The sequence below is a fragment of the Megasphaera indica genome (genome assembly GCF_046614755.1).
Taxonomy (GTDB): domain Bacteria; phylum Bacillota; class Negativicutes; order Veillonellales; family Megasphaeraceae; genus Megasphaera; species Megasphaera intestinihominis.
Genome location: NZ_JBKKJR010000004.1, coordinates 77,528 through 103,123 on the forward strand (window position 1 = coordinate 77,528; position 25,596 = coordinate 103,123).

The 25,596-nt window shown below is 55.0% G+C and carries 25 protein-coding genes; 7 read left to right on the plus strand and 18 right to left on the minus strand.

Going from position 1 to position 25,596, the window contains the following annotated elements; translation table 11 throughout:
• Window positions 1-11 precede the first annotated feature (11 nt).
• The 7 genes from ACFCTO_RS03750 to ACFCTO_RS03780 all read right to left on the minus strand — a co-directional run bounded on the left by ACFCTO_RS03750 (window position 12) and on the right by ACFCTO_RS03780 (window position 7,833).
• Window positions 12-740, minus strand: coding sequence for a hypothetical protein (locus ACFCTO_RS03750; RefSeq protein ID WP_302485595.1), 729 nt, complete (start codon window positions 738-740; stop codon window positions 12-14).
• A gap of 19 nt (window positions 741-759) precedes the next feature.
• Window positions 760-1,038, minus strand: coding sequence for a propanediol utilization microcompartment protein PduA (pduA, locus tag ACFCTO_RS03755; RefSeq protein ID WP_022498174.1), 279 nt, complete (start codon window positions 1,036-1,038; stop codon window positions 760-762).
• Window positions 1,039-1,066: 28 nt separating this feature from the next.
• Window positions 1,067-1,885, minus strand: a complete 819-nt coding sequence (gene pduB / locus ACFCTO_RS03760) for a propanediol utilization microcompartment protein PduB (protein WP_292260385.1) — start codon at window positions 1,883-1,885, stop codon at window positions 1,067-1,069.
• A gap of 11 nt (window positions 1,886-1,896) precedes the next feature.
• Entirely contained in the window at window positions 1,897-2,838 is a 942-nt protein-coding gene (locus tag ACFCTO_RS03765) for a glycyl-radical enzyme activating protein (RefSeq protein WP_499876415.1), read from the minus strand.
• A gap of 28 nt (window positions 2,839-2,866) precedes the next feature.
• Complete coding sequence (locus ACFCTO_RS03770; protein ID WP_499876416.1) at window positions 2,867-5,455, minus strand: glycyl radical protein; 2,589 nt, start codon at window positions 5,453-5,455, stop codon at window positions 2,867-2,869.
• Window positions 5,456-5,714: 259 nt separating this feature from the next.
• Window positions 5,715-6,884, minus strand: coding sequence for a methionine adenosyltransferase (gene metK, locus ACFCTO_RS03775; RefSeq protein WP_302485592.1), 1,170 nt, complete (start codon window positions 6,882-6,884; stop codon window positions 5,715-5,717).
• Window positions 6,885-6,927: 43 nt separating this feature from the next.
• Window positions 6,928-7,833, minus strand: a complete 906-nt coding sequence (locus ACFCTO_RS03780; protein ID WP_302485591.1) for a PocR ligand-binding domain-containing protein — start codon at window positions 7,831-7,833, stop codon at window positions 6,928-6,930.
• Window positions 7,834-8,238: 405 nt separating this feature from the next.
• Here ACFCTO_RS03780 and ACFCTO_RS03785 point away from each other — a divergent pair, with 405 nt between their 5' ends.
• Complete coding sequence (locus ACFCTO_RS03785) at window positions 8,239-9,597, plus strand: amino acid permease (protein WP_499876417.1); 1,359 nt, start codon at window positions 8,239-8,241, stop codon at window positions 9,595-9,597.
• 426 nt (window positions 9,598-10,023) lie between these two features.
• Here ACFCTO_RS03785 and ACFCTO_RS03790 read toward each other — a convergent pair whose 3' ends face one another.
• Window positions 10,024-10,740 carry an epoxyqueuosine reductase QueH gene (locus ACFCTO_RS03790; RefSeq protein ID WP_337742192.1) on the minus strand — a complete coding sequence of 239 codons (717 nt, stop codon included), beginning with the start codon at window positions 10,738-10,740 and terminating at the stop codon, window positions 10,024-10,026.
• 152 nt (window positions 10,741-10,892) lie between these two features.
• On the opposite strand from ACFCTO_RS03790, the gene cbiM reads away from it, so the two are divergent.
• The 4 genes from cbiM to ACFCTO_RS03810 all read left to right on the plus strand — a co-directional run bounded on the left by cbiM (window position 10,893) and on the right by ACFCTO_RS03810 (window position 13,893).
• Complete coding sequence (gene cbiM / locus ACFCTO_RS03795; RefSeq protein WP_370842032.1) at window positions 10,893-11,897, plus strand: cobalt transporter CbiM; 1,005 nt, start codon at window positions 10,893-10,895, stop codon at window positions 11,895-11,897.
• 12 nt (window positions 11,898-11,909) lie between these two features.
• Entirely contained in the window at window positions 11,910-12,719 is an 810-nt protein-coding gene (locus ACFCTO_RS03800; protein ID WP_370842034.1) for an energy-coupling factor transporter transmembrane component T family protein, read from the plus strand.
• The gene (locus ACFCTO_RS03805) at window positions 12,716-13,363 is read left to right on the plus strand and encodes an energy-coupling factor ABC transporter ATP-binding protein (protein ID WP_370842036.1); all 648 of its coding nucleotides are present in this window, start codon (window positions 12,716-12,718) and stop codon (window positions 13,361-13,363) included. The genes ACFCTO_RS03800 and ACFCTO_RS03805 overlap by 4 nt, the downstream gene beginning before the upstream one ends.
• A gap of 347 nt (window positions 13,364-13,710) precedes the next feature.
• Window positions 13,711-13,893 (plus strand): hypothetical protein, encoded by a 183-nt coding sequence (locus ACFCTO_RS03810; protein ID WP_292301283.1) that lies wholly within the window; start codon window positions 13,711-13,713, stop codon window positions 13,891-13,893.
• Here ACFCTO_RS03810 and ACFCTO_RS03815 read toward each other — a convergent pair.
• Genes ACFCTO_RS03815 through ACFCTO_RS03825 form a run of 3 tightly spaced genes read right to left on the minus strand, consistent with a single transcriptional unit; the run spans window position 13,881 to window position 16,180 of the window.
• Window positions 13,881-15,098 (minus strand): tetratricopeptide repeat protein, encoded by a 1,218-nt coding sequence (locus ACFCTO_RS03815; protein ID WP_499876418.1) that lies wholly within the window; start codon window positions 15,096-15,098, stop codon window positions 13,881-13,883. The genes ACFCTO_RS03810 and ACFCTO_RS03815 overlap by 13 nt on opposite strands.
• Window positions 15,088-15,489, minus strand: a complete 402-nt coding sequence (locus ACFCTO_RS03820) for a CGGC domain-containing protein (protein WP_020311584.1) — start codon at window positions 15,487-15,489, stop codon at window positions 15,088-15,090. The genes ACFCTO_RS03815 and ACFCTO_RS03820 overlap by 11 nt, the downstream gene beginning before the upstream one ends.
• Window positions 15,490-15,502: 13 nt before the next feature.
• A complete protein-coding gene (locus ACFCTO_RS03825; RefSeq protein ID WP_292301287.1) occupies window positions 15,503-16,180 on the minus strand; it encodes a CpXC domain-containing protein in 678 nt (225 codons plus the stop codon).
• 236 nt (window positions 16,181-16,416) lie between these two features.
• On the opposite strand from ACFCTO_RS03825, the gene ACFCTO_RS03830 reads away from it, so the two are divergent.
• Both ACFCTO_RS03830 and ACFCTO_RS03835 read left to right on the plus strand, forming a co-directional pair.
• Entirely contained in the window at window positions 16,417-17,283 is an 867-nt protein-coding gene (locus ACFCTO_RS03830) for a DMT family transporter (RefSeq protein ID WP_499876419.1), read from the plus strand.
• Between the two features lie 50 nt (window positions 17,284-17,333).
• Window positions 17,334-17,708 carry an AEC family transporter gene (locus ACFCTO_RS03835; protein WP_499876420.1) on the plus strand — a complete coding sequence of 125 codons (375 nt, stop codon included), beginning with the start codon at window positions 17,334-17,336 and terminating at the stop codon, window positions 17,706-17,708.
• Between the two features lie 170 nt (window positions 17,709-17,878).
• Here ACFCTO_RS03835 and ACFCTO_RS03840 read toward each other — a convergent pair whose 3' ends face one another.
• The 7 genes from ACFCTO_RS03840 to ACFCTO_RS03870 all read right to left on the minus strand — a co-directional run bounded on the left by ACFCTO_RS03840 (window position 17,879) and on the right by ACFCTO_RS03870 (window position 25,264).
• Window positions 17,879-18,820 (minus strand): ornithine carbamoyltransferase, encoded by a 942-nt coding sequence (locus ACFCTO_RS03840; protein ID WP_370856714.1) that lies wholly within the window; start codon window positions 18,818-18,820, stop codon window positions 17,879-17,881.
• A gap of 193 nt (window positions 18,821-19,013) precedes the next feature.
• Window positions 19,014-19,211, minus strand: a complete 198-nt coding sequence (locus ACFCTO_RS03845; protein ID WP_014016364.1) for a cold shock domain-containing protein — start codon at window positions 19,209-19,211, stop codon at window positions 19,014-19,016.
• A gap of 76 nt (window positions 19,212-19,287) precedes the next feature.
• Window positions 19,288-19,785, minus strand: a complete 498-nt coding sequence (locus ACFCTO_RS03850) for a dihydrofolate reductase (protein ID WP_499876421.1) — start codon at window positions 19,783-19,785, stop codon at window positions 19,288-19,290.
• On the minus strand, window positions 19,785-20,576 hold the full coding sequence (locus tag ACFCTO_RS03855) for a thymidylate synthase (RefSeq protein WP_292108408.1): 792 nt from the start codon (window positions 20,574-20,576) through the stop codon (window positions 19,785-19,787). Before ACFCTO_RS03855 ends, ACFCTO_RS03850 begins: the two co-directional genes overlap by 1 nt.
• Before the next feature lie 16 nt (window positions 20,577-20,592).
• On the minus strand, window positions 20,593-22,413 hold the full coding sequence (gene recQ / locus ACFCTO_RS03860; protein WP_499876436.1) for a DNA helicase RecQ: 1,821 nt from the start codon (window positions 22,411-22,413) through the stop codon (window positions 20,593-20,595).
• Window positions 22,414-22,614: 201 nt separating this feature from the next.
• On the minus strand, window positions 22,615-23,802 hold the full coding sequence (locus tag ACFCTO_RS03865; protein WP_298674635.1) for an aminotransferase-like domain-containing protein: 1,188 nt from the start codon (window positions 23,800-23,802) through the stop codon (window positions 22,615-22,617).
• A 274-nt stretch (window positions 23,803-24,076) separates the two neighbouring features.
• Complete coding sequence (locus ACFCTO_RS03870; protein ID WP_499876422.1) at window positions 24,077-25,264, minus strand: aminotransferase-like domain-containing protein; 1,188 nt, start codon at window positions 25,262-25,264, stop codon at window positions 24,077-24,079.
• Between the last annotated feature and the right edge of the window lie 332 nt (window positions 25,265-25,596).

Here is a 25,596-nt window from a genome sequence, read left to right on the forward strand (position 1 = left end):
CCTGCCTTTCCTCATGTTCTACGAATCTCAATGCCCCGGCTCAAAGCCGCTTCGCGGGCAAAAGAGGTCACTACCGTATGCGCCCCGACGAGCAGGACCGTCCCCTTGTCGTAAGGATACAAGTCCGCTGCCGTCAGGACTTTATCCTGACAGGTCACGACGGGCGGTGCCTTTTTTTCCGTGACTGCCGCTGGCACGGGATTCCCGGCCTTCTCCTGCGGCAGGTGATGGCCGATGGTAATGCCATATTCCAAAAGCTTACGGTAATATCCCAGTATCTGCTGGACATAGGCGGCCGGTTCGCGGCCCGTGAACCGGGTCAGGCCGGACAGCTGCAGATGGACGGCAGAGCCGGCGGCAAAACAGCGGGCCAGCCATTCCGCAGCAAAGGTATCTGCCATCCCCAGGGCTGCCTTGACGATGAAGTCCCGCGACGCCACAGGATATACGGTCAAGCTGCCGCCTAGCGGCAGCGAACGGGCCTGTGAGGTCATGACGACAGCTGCAAAGGGACAGGCCAGTTCGATGTCGCGGCGGATACGTTCCCCCTGTGTATCGTCCACGATGACCGTCACGTCATCGGCCGTTGTCAGGGACTGCAAAAATTGGACACAGCGGCAATCGAAGGCGTCGGCGAAGACGACGTAGAGCCGCCGTTTCGCCTGTGCCTGTTCTGCCAGGACCTGGCGGATGACCCGCAATATCAGGGCCTCTAAGGCTTTTTCTTTATCATATGCCATACGATCGCCTGCTCAGGGATTAATCGAGATGGGGAAGAATCTTTTCCACATCCGTATGAGGCCGGGGAATGACGTGGACCGAAACGACTTCACCGACGACTTTCGCCGAAGCCGCACCGGCATCGACGGCTGCCTTGACGGCACCGACGTCACCGCGGACCATGACCGTGACCAGACCGGACCCGATTTTTTCATAGCCGATGAGTGTTACATTGGCTGCTTTGACCATCGCGTCAGCTGCTTCGATAGAGCCGACCAAACCTTTTGTTTCTACCATGCCTAATGCTTCGTTTGTCATTGTAATACCCTCCGTTTCCTATTGACGGTTAAATATACGGTGTCGTCGTCGACTTCGGTTCGTCGCCGAGGGCCCCTAACAGTTTCTTGCCGACTTCGATGGCCGCTTTGACAGCCTGGCGGACGGCGCCGGAATCACCGCTGAAGCACAAGATGACTTCGTTGGAGAAACTCGTACCGCCGTTGCCCGGTGAGGAATAGCCGACGACTTCGACATTGGCCGCTTTGACAGCCGTATCGGCCAGGACGACGCCGATAGCAGCCGGACCGGCACAGGTCATGCCGAAGGCTTTGCCGAATTTCGCACCCAGGGCCTTTTCCAGGCAATAGCTGGCGCGGGCAGAATACTGGAATTCCAAATGACCGGCGTCATTGCCGTAGACATCGCCGAAATACTTCGGCAGGACCTGCAGCGCCGTTTCTACAGCCCGGCGGGCATCGGATACGTCTTCGGCACCGATGAGGATGAGCGAGCCGTGACCGGCACCGCCTTTGGTATCACGCGGTAATTCAACAGAAATGATTTCCGTATTCGTCGCTTTGACGGCATCATCGACAGCCATGATCTGCGGGCCGGCCCCAGTACGACCGCCAATGATACCGATAGAGCGGAACTTGCCCAATTTCATGGCGTCCTTGAGCATGGGATCGACGCTGGCAATGACCAGGCCGATTGTATCGCCAATGGATGTGCCGACGAATTCCGTCCGGCCCAGGGCCTTGCTGATGCCCGTAGCATCGCCTTTCATCGACGGAGCAGCCGCCGGAGCCGGAGCAGCCGGCGTGGCAGCCGAACCGAGTTCTGCTTTGACCTGGTTCATGACTTTTTCTAATAATTCCTGATCCATGATAAACCTCCTTATGACTCATCGCCTATGCGGCAGGGCACGCCGGCCTGTTCGACAATAGGGCGATATATTTCTAATTCTTTATTGCTGAGCGATTTGGCAGAAAGACGATTCATCTTATATTCAATGCCTATCATGCGGTACTTGTTTTCCCCCAGGGAATGATACGGGAGCAGGTGGACACAGCGGACATTGCCTAGGGATGCGGCAAATTCGGCGATGTCCCGGATTTCCGCTTCCGACGCATTGAACTTGGGAATGACGGGTACGCGGATGGTCAGAGGCGCAAAGGCACTGACCCGGCGGGCATTGTTCAAGATGAGTTCGTTCGATACACCTGTGAACAGGCGGTGCTTTTCGGGATCCATATGTTTGATATCCATGAGGATCGTATCGATGTACGGCACGAGGCGGAGATACGTTTCCGTTTCGGCGCAGCCTTCCGTTTCGATGGCCGTATTCCAGCCCTGGGCCTTGCAGGCCTTGAGCAATTCGCCGGCAAAGTAAGACTGCATGAGCGGATCGCCGCCGGACAAGGTGACACCGCCGCCGGAATGGCGGAACGTCGACCGGTCTTTCTTTAAGATTTCGATGAGTTCACCGATGCGGATGGACCGTCCCTTCATGACCAGGGCCCCCGTCGGGCAGGTTGCAGCACAGTCGCCGTTGCCCGTACAAACTTGGTAATCGAAGTGCCGGCGCCCATCGTCGCTAAAGGTCACAGCGTGGCGCTGGCAGGCGCTCTCACAGCGCCTGCAGTGCACACAATCGGCGGCATTATACATGACCACAGGCCGCCGCCGCTGCGATTCCGGGTTGCTGCACCACCAGCACGACAAGGGGCAGCCCTTGAGGAAGACGATGGTCCGGATACCGGGGCCGTCATTCAGGGAAAAGCGCTGGATATCGAAGATGTCTCCTTCTGCCTGATAATCAATGGTGATTTTCGACATCGTCCGTCCCCTTTCTCTGTTAGGCTAATCAAAATTCAAATTCCGTACGGTCAATGATGTTATCCTGTACTTCTTTTGCCAGGGAAATGAACTGAGCCGAATAACCGGCGACGCGGACGACCAGGTCTTTATGCTGTTCCGGATGCTTCTGGGCTTCGACGAGGGTGGCCTTGTCGATGACGTTGAACTGGACGTGCATGCCTTTGTTTTCAAAGTAAGCACGGCACAGCGCCGCAAAGCGCTTCAAGCCTTCATCGCCAGCCAGGGCAGCGGGATTGAATTTCTGGTTATACAAGGTCCCGTTAGAGAAGGTTTCATGTTCCAGCTTGGCGACAGACATAGCCGCTGCTGTCGGGCCATTAGTATCGCAGCCGGCACGGGGCGAAACGCCATCAGCCAGCGGCGTCCAGGCTAAGCGGCCATCGGGAAGCGGGGCTACGTCCTTGCCGAAGAGGACGTTGGCCGATACGGGGTAGCAGCCGGCCTGGAACTGGCCGCCGCGGGGGTTCTTATATTTCTGGACTTCCCGGGCATAAATCTGGCCGGCTTCGCGGGTGATGATATCGACGACGTCATCGTCATTGCCGAACCAGGTCGTATTTTCCATGATCCGCTTGATCTGCTGATAACGGCCCATATCACTGCGGTCTGCTGTCGCTGATGCCGGCGCTGCACCTTGCTGCAGGTCTTTCTGCAGTTCGTTGATGTCGATGCTGCCCTTGGCCGACAAGATGCGTTTGACCGCTTCGTAAATCTGGCGTTCATCCATGCCGTCAAGCGGCGCCGACCCGCCGGCAGCGCAGCAGCCTGTACCGAACCAGGTAGCGAGTTTGCCCGTTTCATCGGGATAGCCGAAGTTGTGGTCCATGGCGGCCTGTAATTCTTCCATCGTGACTTCGCCCTTTTCAAAGACGTGTTTCTGGATGGCCATGAAGGAGTCGCCATTGTCAGCGACGCCGAAGGCCTGAGGACCGGTAAAGTTATAAATCGCGCCGCCTTCCTGCATGGACTTGCCGCGGCCCAGGCAATCGTCGACGAGGGCCGATTCAAAAGGCAGCGGAGCCCGTTCGGCATGGGCATAGTCGACGGCATTATCGGCTTCGACGAGGAGTTTGACGAAGTATTCCATCTGCGTCTTATAGGCCTGCATCAATTCGCCGAGATTCTGGAAATCCTTCATTTCTCCCGTCTTGGGCCCGAGCTGGACCTGGCCGTTGCGGCCATTGTGCAGGGTAATATCCAGGACTTTGGCGATGTTGAAGAAAGCCGCATCATGCCAGCCTTCGGTCTTGTGCGGGACCTGTGGTTCGACGCAGCCGATGATGCAATAACTGCGGGCATCTTTCAAGGGGATACCGCGGTTCATCATGGCCGGGATGATGACTTCGTCGTTATACATGGCCGGATAGCCAAGGCCTAAGCGGACGAGTTCGCAAGCCCGATAGAGGAATTCGTCCGGCGTCCGGTTGGAATAGCGGATGGAGAAAGACGGTGCCGCCATGGCGACGTGTGCAGCGGCGTCGATCATCATGTACGACAGCGGATTGGTCGCATCGACGCCATCTTCATCCTGGCCGCCGCACTGGATATTCTGGAAAATCGCATAGCCGGCAAAAGCCTGGTCAGAAATAGCATCGCGGGTCTTGTTGAGGTCATTGAACTTGATCCAGATGTTATCCAGTAATTCCTGGGCGAAATCGCGGCTGATGTTCTTATCCCCTTCCAGGTAGGGGTACATGTACTGGTCAAAGCGGCCCGGCGAAATGGAATGGCCGCTCGATTCAATCTGCAAGATGAGCTGGACGAACCAGAAGGACTGGAGCGCTTCCCACCAGGTCGTAGCCGGCTGTTCCGGTACGCGGCGGCAGTTGGCTGCCATCTTGAGCAGTTCCGCCTGCCGTGTCTGGTCGCCTTCGCGGCTGGCCAGCTGTTCGCACAGATCAGCATAACGGTGAGCATAGGCGATAGCTGCTTTATAGGTAATGATGACGGCATCGTAGAAGTCACGTTTCTTCATATCTTCCGGCGAAGCACCGCTCAATTTCGCTTTCTGCGCTTCGGCTTCGCGGATGATGCCGCTGAAACCTTCGCGCAGGACCTTGCCATAATCGACGCAGACATGGCCGACACCGTTGAAATAGTAGTTACCGACGGTGAAGACGCCATTCGCCTGGGCATCCAGGCAGGGCTGGGACATATAACTCGTAGCCAGGTCGCTCGTCGTCTTGCCCGGCCAGTATAAAAATGCGTCGTGCAGGCGCTTTGCCGTATCCTTAGGGATTTCAAAGGGATCAGCCATACGCGTGGCCATGGTATCGACTTCCTTTTCGACCCAGTCAAAAGAATATTCTGGATAAATCTGGCAGCCATGGATACTGACCGTCAGCGAACCGGCAATGAGTTCATGGTCGCGGATGGCAATGGGGATTTCTGTCAGAATCTTTTCGACAGCCTTCGCCCGGCGCAGGATAATGGGCAGCCCTTCCGTTTCTTTATACGAAGCCGTGACCAATTCGGCGCGGTCCGCTTCGACCGTCGGCGTCGCATCATAAATCGCATCGCGCAATGCCTGAATCCGGGCAGTCGGTTTCGTGAAGCCTTTTCCTAATACGTCCATAAGACAAACCTCCTCAAAATATGATTTCTTTTTGTAATTCACTGTACATTCCATCAAATCGCCAGTTGACAGCATGTATAAGTTGCAATTCGATGTTTCGCCTAGATTATATCATCGACTGATGCGACATATTTATCATGCCGTTTCCAAAATAATACTATTTCGATAAATCATGGATAAAAAAGTGCAAAAAAAAGAGCTTGTCGTATAACGACAAGCTCTTTTTAGTGGTTAGGGGTTAGGGACTAGGGGTTAGGGGTTAGCGGATGGCTGCGCGCAGGGCCTGGACCTTGTCAGTCCGTTCCCAGGCGAAGTCCTGGTCTTCCCGGCCGAAATGGCCGTAGACGGCGGTCTTGCGGAACTGCGGACGCCGCAGGTCCAAATCACGGATGATATCGCCAACAGCAAAGGAAAAGGTCTTGGCCACGGCCTGATCGATGAGCTTCCTGTCTACGTGTTCTGAGCAGAAAGTCTGGATCTGGACGGCTTCCGGATAGATGCCGCTGATGGCATAGGCAATCGATACTTCACAACGATCGCAGAAACCGGCGGCCACGATATTCTTGGCGACATACCGTGCCATATAAGCCGCACTGCGATCGACTTTGGTCGCATCTTTCCCGGAAAAGGCCCCACCGCCGTGTTTGGCCAGGGTCCCATAAGTATCGACCATGATTTTGCGTCCCGTCAGTCCCGTATCGCCGACGGGACCGCCGATGACAAAGCGGCCCGTCGCATTGATGCGTATGGCCGTATCAGGCCGCATCCATGGCTGGCAGACCGGCTCGATGACCGTTTCCTGCAAGAGCCGGCGCAGGTCATCCTGGTCGATGGCCTCACTGTGCTGCGCCGACAGGATCAGGCTGTGGATACCGATGGGACGACCGTCCTCATCGAAGCGCATCGTAACCTGCGATTTGCCATCAGGCCGCAGGAATTGTCCCAGTGCCGTATCATGGCGTACCCGGTCCAGGCGGCGTACCAGGCCCTGGGCCAGGTTGACCGTCAAGGGCATATAATTCGGCGTCTCATTGGTCGCATAGCCGTACATGATTCCCTGGTCGCCACTGCCGACGATGCGATCCCCTTCGGCCTGAGTCACGCCTTGCTGTATATCCGTCGATTGTTGATGGATGTTGGTAAAGACCAGGCACAAATCGGCCGTAAAACCCAGAGACGGGTCGGTATAGCCGATATCGGCAATGACTTTCCGGGCCAGGGCCGTCACATCGACGGTGGCCGCCGAGGCGACTTCACCAGCCAAGGTCAGGACGTTGCCGGAAACAAAAGATTCGACAGCCACGTGCGAGGCCGGGTCCTGCGTCAGGTAGGCGTCGACGATGGCGTCGGAAATTTGGTCACAAATCTTATCGGGATGGCCTTCGGTCACGGCTTCCGATGTCAAATACGTGTAATGGCAGTTTCCCATGTCATTTCCTCCTAGCGGGAGGCAGTCTGCCCGCACGTACCGGCTATAAAGCATATTTCTTGCGATAGGCGTGCGGCGTCTCTCCCGTATACTGTTTAAAAATCTTGCAGAAATAACTCGTGCGGTGATAGCCCAGGCGGCGGCTGATGGCATCGACCGATTCATGAGACGAAGCCAGGATTTTTTCCCCTTCCCGGACACGGCACTGGTTGATATACTGCATCAAGTTCATGTTCATTTCCTGTTTGAAGAGCTTCGACAAATACGATTCACTGAGAAAGACTTCATCGGCAATGGTCCGCAGAGACAGATTACAGCTCAAATGCTCTTTAATATACATCACGGTCTTGCGTATCTCTGGCCGCGTGATATGAGACAATTCTCCGTCATCACTCGTTTTTCCGCCAATCGTCGGCGTTTCATAACTGAGTGCCTCTGACGTCTGGGCATAGGGAAAATAGCACGCCGTCAGCGTGTTGAGCACGCGGGAAGCACTCATGATTTCTTCATAGCGGTACTGCGGCACAGCCCGGAAATACTTGAAAGCCTGGCTATCCGTCTGCCACGGCGTCTGGGCCTGTAAATTGGGGATGCGCATATCATCGGATATCATCTGCCCCGATACGATGAAGCCATGAAGCTGGTTCTCGCAGACGACAGGAATCGAGAAATCCACCAGGCCGGCATGGCAGCGGTACGGGCAGCAGGAGCGGTTCTTGAACGTTTCCAGGCCGCCGCATAAATCGCATTGATAGCACTTGCTGCGGAATTCCGGGATGCTGCGCATAAAATGACAAAATTTAGTGAAATTGTATTTTGAAGACCGTTCTTTTCCCTGGATATCGACGAAAATGCAGGCGATACTCGTCGCATTCGTATAGTCCTGCATAATGCTCCGTACCATCTTTTTGACACGATCTTCTTTGGACAGGGTGATTGTCATAGGCATGTTCCTTTCTGAAGATTCTATAACTTGCGTAAGACAACCGTTGCCGTCACAATACCACTTATATCCTAAAAAGGCCGTCAAATTTACAGAAAATGAGCGGATCAACATTCATATATGCACGTCAACAGCTGTCAGTCTGGACTTAGCTAAATTATATCATTAACCGACTTGCAATGACAGCATGAAAATTGTACATAAGACAAATAATTGCTATTCTCATAAAAAGAAGACAAAATAGTCGTATTTTTCAAGATAACCGGCATCACCGTTTTTCCCGGATTGACAAGCGCTATTTTTGTTCTATACTAATAGACAGAGTGTAATCGTCAAACGACCGCACGAAGGGGTACACCACCTTGGGTGTAAACTTTCGTGCGGCCGTTTTTTTGTTAGGAGGTCTTTTTCATGAAAGAAGCATCACAGATGCAGCGCGGCCTGAAGAATCGTCATCTCCAGATGATCGCCCTGGGCGGCGCTATCGGTACGGGGTTGTTTTATGGGTCGGCGTCGACCATTTCCCTGGGCGGGCCGTCGGTCATCGCAGCCTATCTCATCTGCGGCATCGTCATTTTCCTCATCATGCGCATGTTGGGGGAAATGGCCGTCGAAGAACCGGTGTCCGGGTCCTTCAGTTATTACGCCGACAAGTACTGGGGCCCTTTCCCGGGTTTCATGCTGGGCTGGAATTACTGGTTCTCTTATGTCATCATCAGCATGGCCGAATTGACAGCCGTCGGCATCTATGTCCATTACTGGCTGCCGGACCTGCCGCAATGGGTGACGGCCCTGGTCTGCCTCATGGCCATCACCTGTCTCAACCTGGTCAACGTCCGGGCGTACGGTGAAACGGAATTCTGGATGTCCTTCATTAAAGTGGCGGCCATCCTGGGCATGATCGCCCTCGGCGCCTGGATCATCTGCCAGGACAGCCGGCCGTTCCCGCAGAATTTCAGCAATCTCTGGGATTACGGCGGCGTCCTGCCTAACGGGATCTGGGGCTTCTGCCTGGCCATGGTGACGGTCATCTTTTCCTTTGGCGGCGTCGAACTGATTGGCATCACGGCGGGAGAAGCGGAAAATCCCGAACGCTCCCTGCCCAAGGCCATCAATCAGATCATCTGGCGCATCCTCGTCTTCTATATCGGCACGATGGTCGTCATCATGAGCCTTTGGCCGTGGAACCAGATTGGCACGCAGAACAGTCCTTTCGTCCAGATTTTCACCAATGTCGGCTTCCCGGCAGCGGCCAATCTCCTCAACTTCGTCGTCCTGGCGGCAGCCATTTCCGTCTATAACTCGGCTATTTACGGTAATTCCCGCATCGCCTACGGCCTGGCCGAAGAAGGCAATGCCCCGCAATGGTTCAAGAAGCTGTCGTCTCGGGGCGTACCGGTCCACACGCTCTGTCTCTGCTCGGGCCTGACCTTGTTCGTCGTCGCCGTGACCTATTTCTTCCCGGGAAAAATCTTCATGTACTTCCTGTCCCTTACGGTCGGCGCTACCATCATCAACTGGGTCACGATCATCGTGACGCACTTGAAATTCAAGACTTACTGCCAGAAAACAGGCAAGACCACGAAGTTCCCGTCCCTCTGGTATCCGGCAGCGGACTATTTCTGCCTGGCCTTCCTCTGCTTCATCGTCCTCATGATGACCCAAATGCCGGACATGCTCACAGCCGTCCTCATCATGCCCGTCTGGCTGGCTATCCTCTGGTGCTGCTGGCGCCGCCTGGCCCCGGCACCCATGACGAGCAGCCGATAATAGGGGCCTGACGGCCCGCCGGTCGTGAATGGCACCGTTCATCGTAGGTTGTTCGTCGTTCATCGAATTTGGGGCCTGACGGCCCGCCAATCGCAGGCCGCAGGTCACCTCGTGGAACCATCGGCTCGTAAAAAAGCCCCGATCGGGGCCATCGTAGGGGACGGCCAAAGGGCGTCCCGCCTGAATCCTGTGATACAGCCGGAATTTATGACGGATGGCTCGTGGTTCGTAAAAGCCTTCCATGATACTCGAAAAGGTTGTGGCCAAATCTCATAGCGGGACGCACAAGGCTCCCTTTATAGGGGAGCTGGCCGCCAAAGACGGTCTGAGAGGTTAAAGGTCGTCCCCTACGCACAAGACCATGGGCCGTGTATTTTTTTGCGGTCCGCAGGACCGCGGCGACCTGCGAACGGCGGCCTGCGTTCCCTATTTATGTTCCGCCAGAAAGGCTTCGGCATCGTGGCGGATTTTTTCTAAGTCCAGGCCCTGGTCGCGGGCACCGAAGATGCAGCCGCAGTAGGGCTGGCGGTAGAGGTGGTAGGCTTCGGTCATTTTCGTCGATGTGAGGAAGCCGTTGTTCTTTTTGAAGTCCGTCGGCAAATAAGCATAGCCGTACTGGTCTTCGATGTCCCGGCCGACTTCGTTGATGACCTGGGAATTCTTATGAGGGCTGACGGTCAGGGTCGTCGTAAAGTAATCATAGCCCAGTTCCTGCATTTTTTCGGCCGTCGCTTTCATGCGCTGGATGAAGCAGACGCGGCAACGGGCGCCGCCTTCGGGTTCGTCTTCCAGGCCCTGGACAGCTTTGAAATACGTATCCGGTTCATACGGAGCGGCCAGGAACTGGACGGCGTGCCCCGTTTTTTCATTATATGCTTCGATGAACTGTTTCTGAACGAGTTCCCGCCGCCGGTATTCCGCTTCCGGATGGATATTGGGGTTGAAATAGTAGACCGTCACGTCGGCCACGCCGGTCAGCCGGTCCAGGACGGCCGTACTGCACGGGCCGCAGCAGGAATGGAGCAGGATGCGCGGCTTGACGCCGTCCTGCTGCCAGCGCCGGGCCATGCGCTGGAAAACTTTATCGAAGTTGATCCGCTGGTTTTGATTCATGCGGTCCAGAATATCGTGGAAATCAATCATGCTTTGTACTCACTTTCTATAGATTCAATATCATATTATATCATGGAACAGAGGCCTCCGCATTTTCTATCCCCCCTATGGGCTTATATTTTTTGCTGTTTTTCAGTAAAATAAGGATAATGGTTACTATATTAAGGAAAAGAGGTCTATTCATGCATATACCTGAAAATTATCTGAGCCCTTCGACGTGCGGCGTCCTCGGCGCCGTCATGGTCCCCATTTGGTTACTCTCTATCCGCAAGGTACGGGAAACGGTGCCCCGTGAAAAGCTGCCCCTCCTCGGCATTGCTGCGGCCTTTTCCTTCCTGGCCATGATGTTCAACATCCCCCTACCCGGCGGTACGACTGGACACGCCGTGGGCGGTACGCTCATCGCCATCCTCTTCGGACCGTATGCAGCCTGTCTGGCCGTCAGCGTGGCCCTGCTCATCCAGGCCCTGTTCTTCGGCGACGGCGGCATCCTGGCCTTCGGCGCCAACTGCTTCAACATGGCCTTCGTCCTGCCCTTTACGGGATACTTCCTCTACCACGGCCTGAAGAAAGTCATCCCATCGGAAACGATAGCTGCCGGCATCGGCGCCTACGCCGGCATCAACGCCGCAGCCTTCTGTGCGGCTGTGGAATTCGGCATCCAGCCCCTGCTGTTCACAGACGGCGCCGGCCAGGCCCTGTACTGCCCGTATCCGTTATGGATTTCTATTCCGGCCATGATGATCGGCCACCTGACCTTGTTCGGCCTGGCGGAAGTCGTCTTCACGACAGGCGTCCTGGCCTATCTCCGCAAGACGTCGCCAGACCTCTTCCACGCGGTCCAGGCCCCGTCGTCGAGTAAGTCCCTCTTCAGCCTTCTGGCCGTCCTCATCGCCGCCACGCCGCTGGGCTTACTGGCCGCCGGCACGGCCTGGGGCGAATGGGATGCCGAAGAACTGGCAGAGACGGATTTCTTCGGCTCTGCCCTGGGCTATACGCCATCGGGCATGGAACAGGGCTTTTCCTTCGACGCCCTCATGCCGGACTACGCCATCGCCGGCCTGCCCGATGCCGCAGGCTACATCATTTCGGCCATCGTCGGCACAGCCCTGCTCATCATTATCTTCAAAGTCATCGCGTCCTTCCTGCCATCCCGGCCAACCTTCGATACGCCGGCCCAGCACTAGGGAGGATTGCCCATGAAGCTCCCTGAATGGGCGGCCCGCGAGGAAATATATAATCCCGGCAGCGACCGGGATTATTTCATTTCCCGCTCCCTGCTCCGCCTCGTATCCATCCTGACGGCCCTGCGCAGCCAGGGCCTGCGGCCAACCCGTCCCATCGGCGCGGCGCCGGCCTTATTGGCAACCCTGGTCATGGTCCTCTTCGTCGTCCTGTCCCGGACGACGGCCTTCCTCTGGGCCGTCCTGGCTGGCGAACTGGTCCTCCTCTGCTTCCATCGCGGCCGGCAGCTGCGCCAAGTCCTCGGCGCCGCCCTGGCAGCCGCTCTGTTCTGCGCCGTCATCGTCGCGCCGTCCATTCTCCTGGGCAATGGCCGCTATGCCCTGCTCCTGCCCGGCAAGACCTTCCTCACCGTGACGGCGTTGATGCTCTTGCAGGAAAACCTGGCCTGGCATGAACTGACCGGCGCCCTGCGGACCTTCCGCATCCCATCGCTGGTCATCTTCATCCTGGACACGACGCTGCGCTACATCGCTATCCTGGGCCAGGAAGCGTCGGAACTGCTGACGGCCCTCAAGCTGCGTTCTGTCGGTCACAATCCCGACAAACAAGCGGCCCTGAGCGGCGTCGCCGGTGTCATGCTGCAAAAGTCCCAGCGCCTGTCCCAGGACATGTACGAAGCCATGCGCTGCCGCTGTTTCACTGGCGAATACACGGCCTATGACGGCGGCAGGAAACGCCGTTTCACGCCGGCTGCGGCCCTGCTCATACTGGTCCTGCTGGCCTATGCCTATCTCTTCATCCGTCTGGAAGGAGTGTTCTCATGATTCAACTCGACGATGTCTGTTTCGCCTATGACGACAGGCCCATCCTCAGCCACCTTACAGAAACCATCGAACCGGGCCAGGCCGTCCTCCTGAGCGGTCCCAATGGTTCCGGAAAATCGACGCTCCTGCGCCTGCTGAACGGCCTGATTTTCCCCCAGCAGGGAACGTATTCCTTTGACGGCACAATCATCACGGCCGGCAAGATGCGGGACCACGCCTATTCCAAGTGGTTCCACCAGCGCGTGGGTTACGTCTGGCAGAATCCCGATTCCCAGCTCTTTTGCAGCAGCGTCCGCGAAGAACTGGCCTTCGGCCCGGTCCAGATGGGCCTGAAACCGGCAGACATCCGCCAGCGCGTCGACGATGCCCTGGAACTCCTGGGCCTGACCCGGCTGGCATCCCGTCCGCCTTACACCCTGTCAGGCGGCGAAAAGAAACGGACGGCCATCGCTTCCATCCTGACCATGAACCCCCAGGTCTGGACCATGGACGAACCGGAAAGCTACCTCGACGCCGACGGCCTGGCCTGGCTGGAAGACTTCCTGCCCAGCCTGAAAGAAGCCGGCAAGACCCTCATCATCGCCAGCCACCACGCCGACCGCCTGGGCGACCTCATAGATAAGGAGATAGCGATTCGTGGCTAGTGGTTCGTGGCTCGTGGCTCGTAGGGGACGCCCAAAGGGCGTCCCGCCTGTCGCAGGTCGCAGTTCGCGGTCCGTTATGATATTTCACCACATCTCATGCTTACATATGTCAAACTTTCAAATGCAACCTCTCAGTCAGCTGTGCTGACAGCTCTCCTATTAGGAGATCCTTTGCGTTATGCTTTATTTAAGTTTTTAATATTTTTTCAAAATATTTTATTGATTTCACCGTTATAAAGTTATATAATATAAGAACAAACAGAACAGCAAGACAAAAGATGCAACGCAGCATTTATTTCGCCGTTGCATCTTTTGTTGTTTCCAGACTAAAAAAGGGGGCAGTGCTTATGTTAATCTATGGATTGGAACAAGCCTTGATGGTGACCCATGGCTATGACGTGGAATTCAATCAGAAAAAAGAAACGGCCCACCTGGTACAGACGACCGATGGACCGATGAAAGCAGAAAAGAGTCACTTGGAACATTTGATGGATAAATTGATGAAATTCAAATACAGCTACCGCCGGTAGGCTTGGAACTGCTGGCGATTGGCCTGAACCCTGGGATTGGCCGAATTGATCTGACCGGCCTTTTCCAGCCACGAGCCGGCGTCGTCATATTTTTCCTGGCGGAGATAGACGATGGCCATGGCGTTGGCCGCATCGGCCGATTGCGGCGAAAAACGCAGGATTTCCTGGAAGGATCGCAGGGCTTCGTCGTCCCGGTGCAGGTCCATGGCGGCCAGGCCGCGGTTATACCAGGCCTGCAGATATTCGGGCCGGCAGGCGATGGCCTGGTCGTAACTGGTGAGGGAAGCTTCGGGCTCCCCTCTTTTTTGTTGCGTCAAAGCCAGGTCGTACCAGGCCGCCGGTGACGTCTTGTCCAGTTCCAGGGCGCGCCGGAAGTCCCGTTCGGCCAGCCAGTAGTCCTGGCGGTTGAAGAAGAGGATGCCCCGGTAGAGATAGGCCTGGGCGTCGTCGGGATGGGCAAAGACTCTCTCGAAGCCCGTAATCAGGCTGTCATTCGTACCGTCCGGCGTCTGGGCTTCGGTCCACATCCAGAGGATTTCCTGGCCATAATGCTTCCCCGGCACGGCCCAGCGGCCATTGAGGCCCGTCCAGGCCCTGACCTGGCCATAGAGTTCGGGATGTTTTTCGGCCAGCAGTTCATAGCGGGGATCGACGATGGCCGTCTTGGGCCGCTCTGTGCTGGCATAAGCCAGGAGATGCTGGATATGGGCGCGCACGCCGAGCTGAGGCGTAGCGAAACGGGCACCGGCGACTTTATTTCCCGTCGCGCCGAGGCCGCAGAAATTGTTCTGGTCTGGCGACACGTCACCGCCATAGGCAAAGTAGCCCGTTTCCTTCAGGGCCTGGCAGAGGGCCACGTCGGGCCGGATGCCTTCGCGGCCGGCTTCGTCATAATAGGCCTGGACGACCTCTTCCAGCGGCGCATTCAGTTTAGGATGGGGATTGCGCTGGCGGATGAAATGGACCATCTGGCGGGCCGGGATCGTCGCCGGACCCATAATCGTATCGGCACCGGCCGGGACGTCGAGCATGGGCCGGCCGTAGGCCTCAGCCAGCTGCCAATCGGCCTGTTTCATAGCTTTCTTATCGAAGACGGCGTTTCCTGCGGCAGCCACGCCGGGAAAGGGCAGGAAGACCGGTCCCCCGCCAAGAAGGCTGACCATCAGGACGGCTGCGGCGAGGCTCCTCCCCTTTTTATAAGGCATGATAAGTCCCTTGCTTCCGTTTTTCTTCGGTCATGCGGGAAATATAAGTCCCGTGGACCAGGGGATAGCCTTTGCGTTCGATGATCTGGGCCATATAATTGCGGAAAGGACAGGGCGGCCGGTGATAGCTGTCGGACACGATGCACGACGCGAAGTGGATGGTCACATTTTCCTTGGCATCACCGTATTTCTTCAGCTTCCTGCCCAGATTTTCCAGTTTCGCCGAGAGCCCTGCCCCGCAGCAGCCGCCGCAGGTCATCATGAGGAAGCGCGTATCAGGCGGATAATCGGCAAAAGTATCTTTGCGGTTGACAAAGGTGTTCATGCAGGCATAGCCGCTGCAGCGTTTGGTGACGATATCGCATTGAATGACGACGACGAGTTTCGACATGGAAATCCCTCCCCTAATTATATAAGTATTTATTCAAGAACTGCTGAGTCCAGTCCGCGTCGATGCGGGCCAGGACGGCATCTTCTGCCGGCAGGTCGGCGGCAAAGTTCTTTTCAAACTGGCCATAGAGCTGGCCCAGACCGTTGGCAAAGTCGACATAGGCCTGCTGGCCATGGGTCCCGTCGATTAGATTCAGGCGCAGGGAGCCGTCGTCAGCCGTGCCGAAATGGCTCTCTGTAACGGTGAAATCCTTATCCTTTTCCCCGACCTGGGCCAGGGCAGCGGCCTTGGTCAATTCCATCAGGCGGTCGTCGAGGCCGGCTTCAAAGATGGCGATTTTTTCCAACAAATCGGCTTTGCTGCGGACCAGGCGGAAGACATAGCCTGCCTTCTCGACCATGGCCTTGAATTTATCCTGGCCGTCGGCCATATCGCGGTCGGCATTTTCCTGGTCCTTATCCGTCGGCGCGTAGAAGACCATGAAATGATGGTCCATGTCGTGATACAAGAAGCCGTAATCGACCTGGACGTCTGTCCCGCAGTGGCCGCAGTGGTAGAGAAAAGCTTCCAGCGACTTAACGCGGTCCTTCATGTCCGGATCCAGTTTCGTATTGATGCTGTCCCATACCGTGAAGACGCCGGCCTTCTGGCATTTTGGACAAGTAATGCCTACTTCATGATGCATACTCATGGCAGTTCCCCTTTTCTGTTTTCCCCTATTATACCATATATTTCGTGGCTCGTGGCTCGTGGTTCGTGGCTCGCGGCTAGTGGCTCGCAAAGGCTCTCCTGATAGGAGAGCTGTCAGCGCAGCTGACTGAGAGGTTTCCCAAATCCTGACAGAAGCCTTCATGCAACAGCCCTGGCGGCTGACATCTCCCTGCAAATATGCTATAGTAAAATCATCCATTCAAAGGAGGGACGCTCATGAAAAACGCGTACATCAAATTCATCCTGGCTGCTGTCATTTTCGGCACGAACGGCATCATCGCCAGCCATATTCCCCTGTCGAGTTGTGAAATCGTCCTGACCCGTACGGTCCTGGGCGGTTTTTTCCTGCTCATCCTGGCGACGGCCCGCCGCGAATGGGGCAGCCTGCGCCGCGCGTCCCGCACGTCCCTGGTCTGGCTGGTCCTGTCGGGCCTCTTCCTGTCCGGGAACTGGCTCTTCCTCTACGAAGCCTACCAGCATATCGGCGTCAGCCTGGCAACCCTCATGTGTTACTGCGGGCCCATCCTGATCATGATCCTGTCGTACTTCGTCTTCCATGAGCCCTTCACGGTCCCGAAAGTAAGCGCCATGGTCATCGTCACCATTGGCATCCTCTGTATCAATGGCGCTGACGTCCAGGCGCACGGCCTGTCGTGGGGCCTGGTCTGCGGCTTCCTGAGCGCCGTCTGCTTCGCCCTGCTGGTCATTGCCATGAAAAAGGTCAGCGGCATCGGCGGTATCCTGTCCCCGGCCTGCCAGCTCCTGGTGGCATCACTCGTCGTCGCCGCCGTCACCTTGTCCATGCCGACGGCACCAGTCAGCCTGGATATGACCCACATCGCCTGCATGGTCTGCCTGGGCATCGTCAACACCGGCCTCGGCTACTACCTCTATTTCTCCGGCGTCCAGCGCCTGTCGGCCCAGAGCGTCTCTATCTGCGGCTACATGGAACCCTTTACGGCCCTAACCCTGTCGGCCATCCTCCTCGGAGAAAGCCTGACCCTCCTGCAATGGATCGGCGCAGCCTGTATCCTCGGCGGCGTCGCCCTCAGCGAATTATGGCATCCCGGCAAAAAGGGATAAAAACTTTTCAGCTCTTCTGTCATGCCGTCCTGACGATAAGCCAGGACGGCATGTTCTGTAAAGTCGTCGTCCAAGGGGAGGACACTCAGGCCGGGATAGACATCACCTTCCGGCATAGGCAGGATAGCGAATCCCTGGGACAAACTGAGCAGCAGGAATTGTTCAGACAAAAAGAAATCTACGGCGCCGTCGCCGTCAAGATGTGCCTCTTCCCGCTCGTCTTCTACGAAATCTGTCAGTTCCTGCAAGTTCCTCATGACATAATCCTCACCAGGAGCATCCTGCCGACCCTGCCCAGCATGGCCGTCATCGGCATGCTGGCCCAGAACCAGCGCTCAGCCGGTAACTACGCTGCCGGCATGCTCCTGGTAACGACGCTCTGCTCCATCGTCACCATCCCCCTGGTCTGCCTGGGATTGGGATGAAAAAAGGGATTGTCGCACATGCGACAATCCCTTTTAAGTTGTTAGTGGCTAGCAGTTAGTTGTTAGTAGATGGTTTTAAATTTAAAGGTTTTCGCTGAAAACTACAAACTCTATACTACAAACTATAGAGCGAAAGAATCCCTGCATGATGGCAGAAACCTTCATATGACCTAAACATCCAATTTTCCCGTGATGAGGTAGACTAACAGGCCTTTTTCGGCGTGGCGTCTGTTTTCGGCTTCGTCGAGGATGGTTTCCAGGTGTTTTTCCATGACGTCCTGCGTGATTTCATAGCCCGGATGAATCGGCATGTCGTGGAAGACCATGGTATCCGTCCCTTCCATGAGGGCGGCGTCGATCTGATAAGGCATCATCATGTTGATGATCTGGTTCTTCTTTTCGGCATAGTCCGGATTGGTGAAGAATTCCATGTCGACCCAGGTGTCGGTATAGACGCAGTCCACGTCGGCGACGACTTTCTTCAGGTCTTCTTTGGAAATATCCGTCGGCAGTTCCTTATAATGGCCCGTAGCCGTCAGTTTGTCGTAGAAATCGGCCGGCACATTGGTAATCTGACTGAACGGCGTCAGGCCGTACATCATGCCGCCCATCTTGGTGACGATTTCGCTGAGCGAGTTATACGTATTGTTCTTGGCGCCGATGTAGAGGACCTTGGCTTCAAAATGACCGGTCTTTTCGTAGAGCGTCAGCATGTCGGCCAGGGCCTGCGTCGGGTGGAACGTATTGTCACAGCCGTTGATGACCGGGACCGTGGCGTTCTTCATGAAGCCTTCCGTCGTTTCGGCTTTCTTGAACCGGCCCATGATGCAGTCGACGTTGCGGCAGACGTATTTGACTTCACTCATGAGGTCGCCGATAGTGAAATTGCTGTCCTTCCACAGCTGGTTGTAGGCTTTGCCGCCTAATTCTTCCATGCCGATGGAAAAGGAAAGGTACGTCCGGTTCGACGTCTTTTCAAAAAGCGTGTATAATTTCTTGCCGTCCAGGATATGGCCGTAATCATCCTGATGCTGCTTGATCTTTTCGGCCAGCAATAAAATGCCTTTCAATTCATCGGTTGTATAATCTGCGAAGCTGTTTGCATGTTTCATGTATATCCATCCTCCAATAGTTAAGACCAGAACTTGTTCGATGGATATATCATAGCACAGCCGTATGAATATTGCAAGTATTTATGCAAACTTTTTCGTGTTTTTATACATATGCAAGGTGCAAAAAAAAGGGCCGCACAGGCTGGCCGAAGCCTTCCTGTGAGCCCCTTAAAAGGTCTATTTTACTTTCCGATTAGCATTTAACTACGTTAGCTGCCTGCGGTCCGCGCGCACCTTCAACGATGTCGAATTCAACTTCCTGACCTTCGGTCAAGGATTTGAAGCCATCTTCCTGGATAGCGGAGAAGTGAACGAAAACGTCGCCGCCATCTTCTCTTTCGATGAAGCCATAACCTTTTTCTGCGCTAAACCATTTTACTTTACCGTGCATAACAAAATCCTCCTAAAAAAACAAATCCAGCTATCTTGTAGCTCTTCCGTTAGTGTAACATAACGGATTGACAATGTCAATCGAAACTGCGGACATAGTGGACGAAAGAAAAAGAATATTTTTCCCGTCCGTCTGGACGGTGCAATTCCCGGTTTTGTTCCTCCCACTCGTCCTTTTTCCAGGCCGGGAAGAAAGTGTCGGCGCCGTCGAAGGCTTCGTCGATTTCCGTCAGGTACAGGCTGTCGGCCAGGGGCAGAAAGGTTTCGTACATGGAAGCGCCGCCGATGACGAAATAGTCCTCCCCGGCTTCCATGGCCTGCTGCATGGCTTCGACACTGTGGAAGATAGTGACGGCGTCATGGCTGACGCTGTAATTCTTTTGATGGGTCAGGACCCAGTGCGGCCGGCCGGGCAGGACGCCGGGCAGGCTTTCGAAAGTCTTGCGCCCCATGAGCATCGTATGGCCCATGGTGAGGGATTTAAAACGTTTTAAGTCGGCCGAAATATGGCACAAGAGGTCGTTGTCCTTGCCAATACCGCCGTTCCAGTCGACGGCTGCAATGAGATGGATCATCAGACGGCCACCTCCATGGGCAGTTTACCCAAGTGCCGGTAATTGTCCAGGGCGATGTCGTCGATGGTGAAATCATAGAAGTCGTGGACATCGGGATTGAGGACCAGCTTCGGTGCCGGAAAGGCCTGGTCACGGCGGGCCAGCTGGGTCTTCATGGCCTGGACGTGGTTCTCATAGACGTGGGCGTTGTTGATGACGTGCGTGAACAGGCCCGGACGCAGGCCGGCGGACTGGGCGATGAGATGGATGAGGACGGCATACTGGGTCATGTTGAAGGGGACGCCCAGGCCCATGTCGCCGCTGCGCTGGATGAGCATGCAGTTCAGGCGGCCGTCAGTGACATCCCACAAGGTCTGGTAGGCACAGGGCTGAAGGGCCATGTCCGGCAGGTCTTCGATGTTCCACAGGGATACGATCATGCGCCGGTTCTGAGGATCCGTCTTCAGCGTTTCCAGGAGCTTGTCGACCTGTTTGTACTTGCGGATCTGATAGCCATAGGCCTTGCCAATGGTGCCGTCGGGCCGCATCCATTCGTCCCAGACGTGGCAGTTCATCTTCTGCAGTTCCCGCACGTCGTTGCTCTGGAGCTGCCAGATCCAGAGGATTTCTTTGACAGCTGTCTTGAAGGCGACGAACTTCGTCGTCAAGATGGGGAATTCTTTTTCCAAATCGAACTGCATGATCTGGTGGGGCAGTTTATAGGTCCGCACGCCCGTGCGGTTGTTGTCGAAATAGCCGTGGTCGAGGATATTTTCGACGATATTCAGATACTGTGTATCGGCAATGCTCATGTATGTCACCTCAAAATCAATGGTTATCAATATAAGACTGGATGGCGCTGACGAACTGGCGGCCATATTTATGGAGCTTGAAGCTGCCTACGCCCTTGATGTCGCTCATGGCTTCCAGACTGTCCGGCTTGAGAGCGGCCATATCCCACAACGTGGCATCGGAAAAGATGACGAACGGCGGAATATGCTCGTCCTTGGCCAGTTCCAGGCGGACTGCCCGCAGGGTATCGAACAGGGGCCGCAAGGCGTCTTCGTCGATGGCCCCGGCGCGGCGCTTCTGCTGGCGCTTGGGCAATTCCGGCACGGGTTCAGCTGAAACGACTTTCTGCTGGACGATGCGCTGATGGCTGCTGAGGGCCTGCCGTCCGTCGGCTGTCAGGGAGACGACGGGATATTTCCCATTGGACTGGTCGAGATAGCCGTCGTCGATGCACTGGCGGACCATGTCGCGGACTTCGGACAAGGTGAAATCGCCGAGCATGCCGAAGGCCGAATTATGTTCAAAGCCATAGCGGCGGACCTTGGCGTTCTGGCTTCCCTTGAGGATGTCGCAGACCATGGTCATGCCGAAGCGCCCTTTCAATTCGTCGACGCAGAGGCAGATGCTGCGGACCTGTTCGGTCATATCTTCTTCGACCGTTTCCTGGTCGCAGTTGCCGCATTTCTCGCAGCGCTGCCACGACGGATGTTCGCCGAAATAGGTCAGGATATAATGGCGCAGGCAGTGATTGCCTTCGCAGTAACGGACCATGGCGTTGAGCAGGCGGAATTCGATGGCCTGCTGCTGCGGGTCGTGGACGGACTGTTCGATGAGGAACTTCTGGATCATGATGTCCTGGCGGCTGAAGAGGAGGATACATTCCCCCGGCGCACCATCGCGGCCGGCCCGGCCCGCTTCCTGGTAGTAGCTTTCGATGTTCTTGGGCATCTGGTAATGGATGACGTAGCGGACGTTACTCTTGTCGATGCCCATGCCGAAAGCGTTGGTAGCGACGATGACCTGGAGCCGGTCATACGTAAAGGCGTCCTGCATGGTCCGGCGCATGTCGTCGTTGAGGCCGGCATGATAGCGGCCGGCCCGGATGCCCCGCCGCGTCAGCTCTTCATAGACGCGGTCCACTTCCTTGCGCGTCGCCGCATAGATGATGCCGCTGTCTTCCCTATGCTGCTGGACGTAGGACAAGGCGAAGTCGAGCTTGCGGTTCATCCGGACGACGCGGAAATACAGATTCGGCCGGTCGAAGCCGCCGATGAAGATGCGTTCCTTTTCCAGGCCCAGGAGGTTCATCATGTCCTCTTTGACCTTTTCCGTCGCCGTCGCCGTGAAGGCCCCGACGACAGGCCGCTCGGGCAGGGCCGCGATCCAGTCCTTGATGGCGCAGTAGCTGGGCCGGAAATCATGGCCCCACTGGGATACGCAGTGTGCTTCGTCGATGATGAACATGGAAATGGGCAAACTCTGCATGAAGGACGTAAAGAATTCGTTTTCCAGGCGTTCCGGCGAAATATAGACCAGTTTGACCCGGCCGGCGCGGATGGCGGCGAAGCGGGCCTTGGCCTCTTCAAAAGTACACTGGCTGTTGATATACGTCGCCGGTATCTCCTGGTTGACCAGGCTGTCGACCTGGTCCTTCATGAGGGAAATGAGCGGCGAAATGACCAACGTCACGCCGGGCATCATCAGGGCCGGCAGCTGGAAGCATATCGACTTCCCTGCCCCTGTCGGCATGATGGCCAGGCAGTCGCGGCCATCGAGAAGGGTCTGGATGACCTCATGCTGGCCCGGCCGGAACGACGTATAGCCAAAATATTGTTTCAAAAGAGATTCGAGTTCCATCAAGATAATCAACCCATCTACGAAAGACTAACAACTCAGCTTTACTGCTGATAAATTTGAGTTTATAGAATAGAGTTTGTAGTTTGTAGCAGTTGGTTTTAAATTTTTTAGCCATTCACTAAAAACTACAAACTACAAACTTAATGCTCAAAAAGGAGCTGTCGTAAGCGACAGCTCCTTTATATCATATCATCTTTAGCCTTATTTTGCCAATTCTTCTTTCAAGACGTCGGCCAGGCGTTTGATACCTTCGACGATGCGGTCTTCCGGCATGTTGGAGTAGTTCAGGCGGAAGTGGTTGGCATTACCGCCGTGGGGGTAGAAGGGACCGCCCGGCACGTAGGCAACGTTCTTAGCCAGGACTTTCGGCATGAGTTCTTTCGCATCCATGCCTTCCGGCAACGTTACCCACGTGAACAGGCCGCCTTCGGGGTATGTAAAGGTGATGCCTTCAGGGAAGTATTTCTTCATCGATTCGCACATCAGGTCGCGGCGTTTCTTATAGAGGGCCTTGATCTTGGCGACGTGTTCATCGAGGTCGAACATATCGATGTAGTACGAAGTCTGGCGCTGGCCGAAGGACGACGCCTGGAGGTCGACGGCCTGTTTCAGCTTGACGACCTTATCGATGATGACCGGATCGGCTACCATCCAGGCAATACGCAGGCCCGGCATGAGGATCTTCGAGAACGAGCCGAGGAAAATGATATTGCCCTTGGTATCCATCGACTTCAGGGACGGTACCTTGTCGCCGTCATAGCGCAGTTCGCCATAGGGGTCGTCTTCGAGGACCGGGAAGTCATACTGGTTGATGAGGTCCATGAAAGCCTTGCGCCGTTCTACGGGCCAGGTGATGCCCGTCGGGTTCTGGAATTCCGGGATGACGTACATCATGCGGACGCGGTCGCCGTATTTTTCCAGAATCTTTTTCAATTCTTCCGGGATAATGCCCTTTTCATCCGTCGGTACTTCGACGAATTCCGGTTTGCAGAGCTTAAAGGCGTTGAGGGCGCCGAGGTAGGTCGGGCTTTCGACGAGAACGACGTCGCCCGGGTCAATGAAGATCTGGGCCAGCATGGACAGACCCTGCTGGGACCCAGACGTAATAGTGATGTTATCGATATCGCAGTCAACCATGAAAGCCTGTTTCATGCGGGCTGCAATCTGTTTGCGCAGGGGGTTGTAACCTTCTGTCGTGCCGTACTGCAAGGCTTCGCGGCCTTCTTTGGTCAAGACGGCGTCGTCGACTTTCTTCAACTGTTCCGTCGGGAAGAGTTCCGGTGCCGGCAGGCCGCCAGCAAAGGAAATGACTTCCGGCATGGTCGTCAGTTTCAAGAGTTCACGGATTTCAGAGGCTTTCAAATTCATGGCTAAGTCGGAAAAATGCATATCAATCACTCCTTCAGGTTATGTACATCGCGCGTTTATCTATGTGTATATAGTATCATAAAAATTACTTTTATGCAATTAAACGTTTGCGTTATAAATATGTTACGTTTCGTACAACCTTTATAAACCAAATGCAAATAACAAGAATAACTGATAATAGTAAATATCCAGCTTAAAAAAAATTAAAGAATGACTGTAAAAAATTTTTAAAAAAATTTGCAAAAGAAAAGACGCCCTCATGAGAGAGCGTCTTGTTTCCTTAAAATTTAATTATTTACCGATTTTTTTCTTTCAAAACTTCAGCCAAACGTTTAATGCCTTCGACGATGCGGTCTTCCGGCATGTTGGAATAGTTCAGGCGGAAGTGGTTGGCATTGCCGCCGTTCGGGTAGAAAGCACCGCCCGGTACGTAAGCGACTTTCTTTTCGATGACTTCCGGCATCATTGCCTTGGCATCGAGGCCTTCCGGCAAGGTGACCCATGTGAACAGGCCGCCTTCCGGATAAGTGAAGGAAACGCCTTCAGGGAAGTATTTCTTCATGGAATCGTACATGAGGGTACGACGTTTGCCATAGAGGGCGCGGATCTGTTTGACATGGGCGTCGAGGTCGTACATGTCGATGTAGTACGAAGCCTGGCGCTGTGCGAAGGACGACGTCTGTAAGTCGACGGTCTGTTTGAGCATTACAGCCTTTTCCAGGATGTCATGAGCGGCGACCATCCAGCCGATACGCAGGCCCGGCATAAAGATTTTGGAGAAGGAGCCGAGGAAGATGACGTTGCCCTGAGTATCCATGGATTTCAAAGTCGGCATCGATTCGCCTTCATAACGGAGTTCGCCATACGGGTCGTCTTCAATGATGGGGATGTCGTGTTTGTTCATGATGTCCATGATGGCTTTGCGGCGTTCCAGGGGCCAGGTGATGCCCGTCGGGTTCTGGAATTCCGGGATGACGTACATCAGGCGGACGCGGTCCCCGTATTTTTCGAGAGCTGCTTCCAGGGCTTCCGGAACCATGCCCTTGTCATCCGTTTCAACTTCGACGAAATTCGGGAAGTTAACGGCAAAAGCCGTCGTAGCACCCATGTAGGTCGGGCTTTCGACGAGGACGATGTCGCCTTCGTTGAGGAAGAGCTGGCCCAGGAGCGAAAGGCCCTGCTGGGAGCCAGCGGTGATGATGATATCTTCATAAGTGCAGTCTGTATGGAAAGATGTTTTCATGCGTTTAGCAATCTGTTTACGCAAGGGCACATAACCTTCCGTCGTGCTGTACTGCACGGCCTGACGACCTTCTTTTTTCAAGATTTCCACATCGACTTTCATCATTTCGTCAATCGGGAAAAGTTCCGGTGCAGGAAGGCCACCGGCGAAGGAAATAATTTCCGGATTTTCTGTTACTTTCAAAATTTCACGGATATCCGATGCGTGTAAACTCTTTGCTTCTTCAGAAAACTTTACCATAAAACTTCACTCCAATCTATTCTCTTTCTTTTATGGCTTTAGCTACGGCAGGCAAATGTGCGTCGTAACGATACTTATTATACCACGATATGGGCTATTAATCTACAAATTTTACGGAAAATGCCAAAAATTTCAAACTAATTAAATCAATAGTCAGCCCTGCCTTTCTTTTAATGTTGGGGCCTATCGACCCCGCCGGTCGCAGTTGGCAGTTCGCAGGCCGCCTCGGAGTCAGATGCCGCTGCGCGGCAACAGACTCATAATGATGACATCACCTCGAGTGACCCTCAGCTCGCGAAAAAATAGTGGCTCGTTGTTCGTGGTTCGTGGCT